Consider the following 8,675-nt stretch of genomic DNA (forward strand, 5'->3'; position numbering starts at 1 on the left):
CTATTTCACTGAAAAATTTATCTCAGCGAAGAGAAATGACCTTACCGCAGCGGAATACCGCTTTGGCAAGGCCAACTAATTTTTATTATTTAATGTGTAAACTTGACAGGGCACAGTACCAACCTGTCTTTGACTATTCATTAACGGCTCTTGGTTACCAAGTAGTGGATCAGCATTTTGAAAAAGCAATCGAGGCTGGTAATGATCCATCGCCACAAGATATTCAACAGTTACAATCTGCAATAAAAAATCACGAGATCGCCTTTTTTGTTGAGAATTCTCAAACTAGTGATCACGTTGTTAATGGTTTAGTGAAACTTGCACGAGAAAATAATGTCCCAGTGCTTAAGGTAACGGAAACTAAACCAAATAATACTAAAAATTATCAAGAGTGGATGCTTAAACAGTATCGAGCTCTTTCACGAATTCAGCAGGGAGAAAAGTAAAAATGTCAATTGTTACAGTCAATGATTTAACAGTATCCTTTGGTAACCATCTGGTAATTAATAATTTAAATTTTAGTATTAATCAGGGGGATTTCTTGGTGGTTATTGGCGAAAATGGGGTTGGAAAGACGACCCTTGTTCGCTCACTGCTAGGGTTTATTAAGCCGCAAAAGGGGAAGATAATAATTAATTCCACAAACAAAGATTGGCTATGTTCCCCAGTTTCGCAATATTGATCAGGAATACCCACTTTCAATCCGTGACTTTATTGCGTTAAATGTTCATCATAGTTTACTACCGTGGTTAAAGCAGAGTGAACGTCAGCGAGTAGACCAAGTAATTAGTGAAACTAACTTGACGAAGATTGCTGATCGGTCATTGGGATTGGCTTCCTGTGGGGAGAAGCAACGGGCATATTTGGCTCAGACCCTGCTTCCTAATTCTGGATTACTAATCCTTGATGAGTCCACTGCTAGTTTGGATAATGAAATGAAATGTGAATTATTGGACCTTGTCACCCGGTTTCAACAACAGGGATTAAGCGTGATGTTCGTGACTCACGATTGGAATTTGGCACAACATTATGGAACCCGTTTTCTTCAAATGACGGGGAATGGTTATTTAACGGGACCAATTAATGAACTTCCTCATCCAGAAAAGGAGGCTGAATAATGTTAACGCTAAGTTTTATGCGCCATGCCTTTGTTGCTAGTACCTTTATTGCAATTGTCAGTGGCTTTGTTGGCGTCTTTGTTGTGCCATGAACCTGTCATTTTTAACCCATACCTTATCTGAGATCGGGTTTGCGGGTGGAGCATTTGCCGTATTTGCTGGCTGGCCGGTTTTAAACGGGATGATTCTCTTTACGATGCTTAGCTCGATTCTTGTTAGGCAAATGAGTATTAAAGAATCTCGTCGCGAAGCAGTTACCAGTGCCGTCTCTGCGCTTTTCATTGGTTTAGGAATCTTTTTTCTCTCCTTAAGCAGCAAAAATGCAAGTTCAGCAATAAATATTTTATTTGGGGAGCGTCGTTGGGATTAATTTAGGTGAAGTTTACCAACTGATATGGCTATCGGTAGCTGTTATTGTCATAATCTTTATTACCTATCGACAGCTAAAATTTACTTTGCTTGACGCTATTGGTGCTCGGGTAAGTGGAATTAACGCGGCATTATATTCAGTTATTTTCATTATTGTTTTAGCTTTAAGTGTCAGTGTCGTTGCACAAATCGTTGGTTCGCTGTTAATTTTTATTTTATTAACATTACCTGCTGCTAGTGCACAGTATTTTACCCATGGTGTTGCCAAGATGATTGGTTTAGCCATTCTTTTTTCACTTTTAGGAACTTGGTTAGGACTGTTCCTTGGTTACTTAACTAACTGGCCAGTGAGTTCCTTTATTGCCGTGATTGAAGTTGTAATTTACTGCTGTGCTCTGGCTAAGCAAAAACTTAGCGGGGTGGCATAACAAAAAGAAACTTATACAATACCCTTAGGATTGATACCTTATAAATTAAGTGCCCTAGAATTGTTAGACACAAATCTAACGATTCGGGGGGTATTTATTATGTACTGAGATGTCAATTTAAATTAGAAAAATGTTGAAAGCTGTTCATCTGTGATATTCTTCATGAATACTTCAACAGGTGTGCGATAGTGAAGTGATTTCCGTGGAATTCGATTACGGTATGATATGAGTTGGGTAATTAATTCATCAGGTAGGTTGCGGAAGTTTAATCGTTTACTGAGACCGTCACGGCGTAAAATGCCATTATTATTCTCGTTAAGTCCACGTTGATTGGGTGCCCCGACTTCCGCAAAATAAGTATGAATGTCATGCTTATTAGCGATGTCACGCCAACCAGCGAATTCTTTACCGTTGTCAAAGGTAATTGACTTAACCAAGTGACGGGGCATTTTTGAAAGCCATTTATCTAAGTGAAAATTAACTGCTTCATCAGTTTTGCGATGAACATTGAGAACAATCATGACTTTGGTTTGACGTTCTACCAAGGTCATGACAGCTCCACGATGGGCTTTGCCTTGAACAGTATCGGCTTCAAAGTGACCGAACTCATCCTGGTAATGAGGGAAGTCTTGATAACGTTGATAGATACTGCGTCCAATCTGACCAGCCTTATCACGTCGTTCGACATAGCCATTGGGGTGACGTTTACCCTTCATCGGTAACTGTTGAGCATTGAAATTATACTGTCCTCGAGCAAATATCCGATAAAGGGTCCGCATACTACAGCTAATGGCATGTTCCTTACGACCAATAATGGTATCCAGTGTCCAGCCAGCTTTAATTTGGTCGTTAATATACTCAACTTCATTTTGGGGTAACTGAGCTTGTTTTCGACCACAGTGACGTTTATTACGCTAGTATTTTTCAAGATATTGTTCAATGGTTTTACCGCCATTAAGGAAACGATAAATTCGATAAATCGTTTCCTGACTACGCTTGAGAAGTTTGGCAGTTTGATAGGCTTTAGTTCCTTGGTGCCAAAAATCAGCTATGAGGGTTAATCCACGTGTGGTAAGATGTCTATAGGTCATTTGTGATGTTCCTTTACTTTTGTTTGTGGTTATTCAAAAGTCTATCATAAATGGCCTCTAACTTGATTTTACAAACGACGTGTCTAAATATTCATATCAATTTAAAGTTAATGCAGTTCAGGAGTATTTCAATAAAAGTCATAACTATTCGGTGGCTTGTCGTCAATTCGGTATGCGTTCTTGAAAAGAATTAAGGACCTGGGTCCATGAAGTTCAGTCACATGGTTATGACATTTTAGCTCCCCAAAAGGGCCATCATAGTTATTCGTTTGACTGTAAACTTCAAGTGGTCCATTAACTATCGCATGCACGAATTAAATTCATAAAAAGTGAACATTAAATTTAATCTACATCCATCACAAGTTCGTTTGTGGAAAAATGAAGAGATCGTTGGTCTGCGTTCAAAACCTTAAAGGTCAACCAGCTAAAGCCATGAATAAAAAACATTAATCAACTATTAACCCCACTAAAGAAGAAAAGTGTAAGCAAACAATTGCCGATCTAGAAGCAAAGGTAGCCAATCAAAAAATGGAGATCAACATTTTAAACAATTGCAAGCTCTAAGACAGCAGTGCGGTAAGAACAAGCACTAGCAATTCAAGATCTTAGACCCAAGTATCCATATATTTTAGCATTCCACGACCTACGTTCTACGAACGGCTTGAAGCCGCACAGCGGATTTACAAGTATCGTCAGGTCAAACGAGAAATTACGAAGCAATTTAAACTCAGTAAAGAAACCTATGGTTATCGACGAATGTGGCATTGTCTATAGAAGTAAGGTTTCACATATTGCCAAGAAACGGTATAGATATTAATGAAAAGGCTAAGGGATACTTATTACCAGTTATCGATAAGAACAACGGTTCCACCGTCGCTTACGTGACTTAAACGCATCCTAATATGGATTTAGTTAACACGGTGCTGGCTTATTTCATAAATTACCACAAGGTAGTACCCCTATTCTGCATTCCGATTAAGGTTGGCGATACCGATACCAGTTGTATCAAGCCTTATTAGGGCAACAAATAATCATTCAATCAATGTCCCGTAAGGGAAATTGCTTAAATAACTCACCAGTTGACAGATTCTTTAACTTATCAAAAAACGTGAGTGTTTCAATCGGATCAAAATCCGAACATTCTAACAAGTTAAAAATGTCATTGATCAATACATTCATTGGTATAACAAATATACGAAATTCAGTAAACAAAAAAGTAATGATATCAAATATATGCATTTGTTTTTATTCCCTTTTTTCTACTTAAGGTTAAGTCATATCAGCATTTAGTTACTATTTTGACCTGACTTTTTGAATCTATTATTACCCAACAACAGTTTGAATTATGATTTTGAGTATACTAAAACTAACCAGTTTAAAAACGATTTTAAAATTATCTTTGTCAATTAGTCATGGTTGGCAAATTGATAATCATATTACTCCAGCAGTCCAGCTGATTGAGAACATGATGGTATCGATCCACAGCCGCGGGTTAGGTGACCAATCAACGGTGGCCTCGTCATCATCACCAAACTGGGTGGTGACAATGGTACTTAGGCTAACTGACGTTGAGTTCGCAGAAATAATAAATTTTGAATACTAGAGCTGCTTATTGAAATAGTGCAGGTGGCTGAGATCTTGCTTACTATATTCAGTACTAAAAAAATAATTACTTTTGATGAATTTGATTAAATTGTAGTATAATAATGCCTAAAGGAGAGAATGTATTATGTGTGGAAAAAAATAATCAACATTTAATTGACCAAAAAGCAAACCAGCACTACACACGCTGGTCACTGCGGAAATTAAGCATCGGGGTTGCTTCGGTAGCCATTGCTTCCGGTTTCTTTGTATATACCGGACTTGGCCAGGTTGCCCATGCCGATGCTCCATCTGCTATTGAAGCATCGGTGACTACTCCACAGCCGGGGGGGGAGAGTAAAAGTCAATCCACCAGTACGACTACTGATTCTAATCCCTCGGCGGTCGTAAGTGACCGGGCAGCAAATGATGGTAGTGCACAATCAACCACGAAGCCGGCTGCTGTGACGAACCGGAATTCCCAGGACACACCAATCAATATTGACGCCATCGAATCCGGCCATGTAAAGACGGGTGGTCAGCTGACAAACGCGAGCCAAGTGGTCAGCGGTTGGCTAGAACTGGCACCAAAATCTCGAGTTGGATACACCCCAGGGACTGGTAATTCGACTAAGTTAAACGACTATGAAGTTAACCTGCAGTGGATTGACACTGACGGGGCGATTAGTCCGGTTTACTCGACCAAGAGTCACTACCTGGAAGGGGCAGCCTCCAACGGTGGGGGTGACGGTGTCTTTGCCTTCGACTTGCCGACCTTTACCGACGCCAAGGGAACTGAGCATAAGTTTACATTTTTACCAACGTCTAAACAGCGTCTGAAGCTATGGCTTGCACCAGGGCAGAAGTCGGCTGACGGCAGTGAATTATTCACTTTCCGGCCGGTAGTCGGAAACACGCCGGGCTTCTCGACGCCAACTACGGCGGGGGCCTTCTACCTCGCTGGTGTTAACCTCCAGCGGGCTAGTATCTACGCTGGTGAAGCACCAACGGCAGAGATTATCAAGACAATGGTTGGTGACCCCAGTACTTGGCGGTATGATGATGCCGGTCCGGATGCTTATCCGGGGAACATTGCTGGGGGAACCAATCGGGTTTCCGGTAGAGTTTGGTGGGAAACATCAAAGCTAGGGACGATTTTCCCAACGTCAGCTGGGGAAAACTTTGTTAACCAGACCGCCGATGAAGCTAAGACTGGCTTCCGCGTAGTCAATGCGATGCTAACTCCTGAGGGAATTGCGGCTTTGAGTAGTACTAGGAGTGCCGCCACGGCAATTGATGAGGTTAATGAACAGCTCGCAATCATGAAGGCCCATCCAGAGTACATCCAAGAAGTAGTGGTAGCACCAGTGATTGATGGTAAGTATACCGCGCACTTTAGTAAGGATATTGATACTGATGGGCTCCTGCAGTTTATCTTAAATCCAGCAGGCGAAATCCAAAGTTCGTACAGTAACTGCCCAGTGCTGGCGTACGGGGGCTGTGGTGACTACATAAATTCTAACGCATTTATTACTACTAGTAGAATGCAGGGTTACAACCTCCATTTTGCACTAGTGCCGAATATTGGAAAGTACAACATTGATATAACTAACTATGATACAGTGGACCATGCAGCTCGGCCAGGTGATACGGCTATTTCCAAGGTCAATGCTATTTACGACTATGGACAGAAGGTGGAAATCGTCTGGAATAGTAATGGCAAAGAACTCAAACGGACCACTGTTACAAGCAATGCTGAGGCGGAAAAAGCAGCTCGGCTCACCGTTCCAAAGGACATGGATACTGATACAATCTACAACGTGGAATTAGTTGTCAACGGGGTCACGGTGGATGCCGACAGTTTCTTAGCAGAAATGCCAAAGGACGCTGAGAAGTATACGGCAACCAGCGACAAACTGGTCAAGCCTAACGGCGAACCAACGAAGCCAGCCGATGTTATCGCTAAGGTGAAGACGGACTACCCTAAGGATGCCGCTAAGCAGCCAACCATCTCAGTTGACAACCCCGATAAGTTGCCTGACGGGAAGACACCGGGCGAGTACAACGTTGGTGTCACAGTAACATACCCAGACGGCTCCCAGGACAAGACAACGGTTAGCGTGACCGTGTTGGACAAGGTCATCGATCAGACCAAGACGCCGAATAACCCAACACCAGCTGGTTACGTTCGGGTTACGTTCCAGGCAGGTGACCATGGTAGTCTCGCTGCGGGTGCCGGGACGGTCTTCGATGTGAAGATTGGGACAGCAATCGCTGATGTTCCAGTACCAGGTGCCGTTTGCCGATAAGGGCTACAAGGCTGCCGGTTGGAATCCAGCTCTGCCAACGACGGTTCAAGCCGCAGGCAACTACACAGCTCAGTTCCAAGTGGTTCCTGCAGAAGGACAGCCAGTCACTACCCAGCCGGGTGGACAGCCTAATCCAGCCGACGGCATCAAGAACAAGGATAAGCTACCAGATGGGACTAAGTATGACTGGAAGAACCCGGTTGATACTTCTACTCCAGGTGACAAGACCGGCGTGATCGTTGTTACTTACCCAGACGGGACTCAGACTGAGGTCACGGTCACGGTTCACGTTGTCGGTGAAGCAGTAACGACGCCAGCTGCTAGCCAACCAGCACCAGTGCAGACAGCGGTTAAGCCTGCCGGCGCTGCTGAAAAGAAGCTGCCGCAGACTGGTGAAGACCACAACGGCGCACTAGCACTTGCTGGGGTTTGCCTGATGAGCTTCGCAACGCTGTTTGGCTTTGGTGAGTTACGGCGGAAGAAGTAACCATGTTTTAACTGAATAATTAGGTTTGGTTTGTGAATGGCAACATTCTGACAATACTAAACCTCCTTTCTTTAGGGAGACGTGAGAACAGCAGCAATGCCCTTCTCATGCTCCTACTGAGGGCTCCAGGATTCGGCTTGGCCGGGTGCTGGAGCCCTTTTGTTTGGCTCTTCGTCAAACAAACATCCTAAAGTATAAGGTAGATAGAAGCATGACGATGCTTTTATCTACCTTTTCTTTTATACTTAGAATTAAGATTGAGGTTGACAGTACCAGTGAATCTAGAATTCGTTTGTCAAACTGGCCCATTAATTTTAAATCGGTGTTTTCCAACATTTTATAACCGGTGTGGACAACATGATCTTAGTCGCTTTTACCAAGAAGTAAGTCGAGATGTGGTTAACCATAAAAATAGCTTACACCGTGCTTTACAACTTACTTTCCCGCAATTAGAGTCATTATTTAGTAATACTAATAATGAGTTGTATTGGACTATTGTTAATCACTTTGCTTGTCCTTCACGGGCCCTGAAACTTTCAGCTACTGAGTTAAGATCTTTCATCTTACATAGTACAAATAAAAATATCTCAATTGATCGCGCTACTCATATTGCTGAAAAACTATTAACACTTGCCAAGAAAGCTTAATGATAATTCTTATGTTTATGGACAGATCGCTTATTTAACTAACCTTGTTATCGAGGAAGTTCATGAAAAAGAGAAAATTATTTCTGAAATGCAACACGAAGCGGAAGGGTTGTCTGAATATAATCTACTTTTAACTATCCCTGGATTCGGTGTTCGAACTGTTACTTCTTTGATCGGTGAATTAGGAGATATTCGTCGTTTCCATAGTAGTAATGCTCTTAATGCCTATATCGGGATTGATCTTAGACATTATTATGAATCAGGTAACTTTGTTGCCACTGATCATATTAGTAAACGTGGTGATGCGATTGCACGTAAAATTCTTTTTAAATCCATCCAAAACATTGACGTGGTAAGTCATTTTCATCCTAATCATATTAATGATTTCTATCAGAAAAGGAAAAGACAATCTTCTCAGCCAGGAACTAAGAAAATTGCCATTGCCGCGATACACCGTCTTCTCAGAACGATTTATCATCTTGTAAAATATAATCAACCCTATAATTATCAAATAGCTAAAGTATAATGTTAACAACGGTTTTAAAATGTAGGAAATCACCGATTTGAAATTGTCGGATTTCCTACATTTCTTTATACTGGTTTCATCAATTATTTGAGGTGATTGTATGAAATCAGAGTTGAAAA

Annotated in this window: 6 protein-coding genes and 3 pseudogenes; 8 read left to right on the forward strand and 1 reads right to left on the reverse strand. The window is 41.8% G+C overall.

All coding sequences use genetic code 11. The features are described from left to right. From HUK49_RS09935 to HUK49_RS09945, 3 genes and pseudogenes are all read left to right on the forward strand, one after another. Window positions 1-446 (forward strand): metal ABC transporter solute-binding protein, Zn/Mn family (locus HUK49_RS09935; RefSeq protein ID WP_235981119.1); only part of this gene is annotated, 446 nt, incomplete at its 5' end. Window positions 447-448: 2 nt separating this feature from the next. Then, window positions 449-1,118, forward strand: a pseudogene (locus HUK49_RS09940) (ATP-binding cassette domain-containing protein). Beyond that, window positions 1,118-1,915, forward strand: a pseudogene (locus HUK49_RS09945) (metal ABC transporter permease). Before HUK49_RS09940 ends, HUK49_RS09945 begins: the two co-directional pseudogenes overlap by 1 nt. 122 nt (window positions 1,916-2,037) lie before the next feature. On the opposite strand, the pseudogene HUK49_RS09950 reads toward HUK49_RS09945, so the two are convergent. Continuing rightward, a pseudogene (locus HUK49_RS09950) lies at window positions 2,038-3,006 on the reverse strand (IS30 family transposase). Window positions 3,007-4,351: 1,345 nt separating this feature from the next. Between HUK49_RS09950 and HUK49_RS09955 the strand changes: the two are divergent. The 5 genes from HUK49_RS09955 (at window position 4,352) to HUK49_RS09970 (ending at window position 8,556) form a co-directional block, all read left to right on the forward strand. After that, window positions 4,352-4,609, forward strand: coding sequence for a hypothetical protein (locus HUK49_RS09955; protein ID WP_191913611.1), 258 nt, complete (start codon window positions 4,352-4,354; stop codon window positions 4,607-4,609). Between the two features lie 130 nt (window positions 4,610-4,739). Further along, a complete protein-coding gene (locus tag HUK49_RS09960) occupies window positions 4,740-6,896 on the forward strand; it encodes a Rib/alpha-like domain-containing protein (protein ID WP_413230882.1) in 2,157 nt (718 codons plus the stop codon). Next, window positions 6,847-7,383, forward strand: coding sequence for a Rib/alpha-like domain-containing protein (locus tag HUK49_RS11690; protein ID WP_413230883.1), 537 nt, complete (start codon window positions 6,847-6,849; stop codon window positions 7,381-7,383). Before HUK49_RS09960 ends, HUK49_RS11690 begins: the two co-directional genes overlap by 50 nt. Window positions 7,384-7,658: 275 nt before the next feature. After that, a complete protein-coding gene (locus HUK49_RS09965; protein WP_191913612.1) occupies window positions 7,659-8,030 on the forward strand; it encodes a hypothetical protein in 372 nt (123 codons plus the stop codon). Further along, entirely contained in the window at window positions 8,014-8,556 is a 543-nt protein-coding gene (locus HUK49_RS09970; protein WP_191913613.1) for a transposase, read from the forward strand. The genes HUK49_RS09965 and HUK49_RS09970 overlap by 17 nt, the downstream gene beginning before the upstream one ends. The last annotated feature ends 119 nt before the right edge of the window (window positions 8,557-8,675 follow it).

Origin of the sequence: Limosilactobacillus portuensis (assembly GCF_014838735.1) — a bacterium.
GTDB lineage: Bacteria > Bacillota > Bacilli > Lactobacillales > Lactobacillaceae > Limosilactobacillus > Limosilactobacillus portuensis.